We start from the raw sequence: 587 nt of genomic DNA on the forward strand, positions 1-587 counted from the left end.
ACCGTATCGAAGGTGGCGCCGCATGGGCAGGTGGTGTTTCGTCTCCCCTTACACCGGACGTCCCTGCTACTCTGGCAGTGAGAGTTAAACAGGCTGGCCGAAGCGAAGGTGGCGCCGCAGGGGCAAGTGGTGTTCCGCTTCCCCTTGCAAAGAGCGTCCTTGCTGTTCTGGCGGTGAGAGTTAAGCAAGCTGATCGAATAGAAGGTGGCACCGCAGGGGCAGGTGTTGTTCCACTTTCCTCGACGTACTGTCCCCTTCTCATTGTGGCTCAATACTTCTACTTCTACTCCTACTTCTGGTGCAGGGCTATCGTTGTCCAGATCATCTGGGACTGTTGATGCCGTTTCATAAACCTCTTCAATCTCTTGTTTGACAACTTTCCGGCAGTGAATTTCCCAGGCGTTGATATCAGCGTTAAAAGGCAGCGGAAATCCATCTACGGATTCACCTGTTATTATCACGTCATCTGCCGCTGACGGGGAATGAATTTTGTTGGGAGTTACGGAGCAGGTAGAGCCCTCTGCTATCAACCCAAAGGCTTCCTTGTCCTGGCGTGTCAGCCTGATTCTGGATGGACTCCCAACCCC

Annotated in this window: 1 protein-coding gene; it reads left to right on the forward strand. The window is 53.3% G+C overall.

The genetic code is table 11. From position 1 onward, the window contains the following. Positions 1 to 338 (forward strand): hypothetical protein (locus E1189_RS22315; RefSeq protein ID WP_196220864.1); only part of this gene is annotated, 338 nt, incomplete at its 5' end. Between the last annotated feature and the right edge of the window lie 249 nt (positions 339 to 587).

Source organism: Parendozoicomonas verongulae (genome assembly GCF_009711465.1).
In the GTDB taxonomy this organism is placed as follows: Bacteria; Pseudomonadota; Gammaproteobacteria; order Pseudomonadales; family Endozoicomonadaceae; genus Sansalvadorimonas; species Sansalvadorimonas verongulae.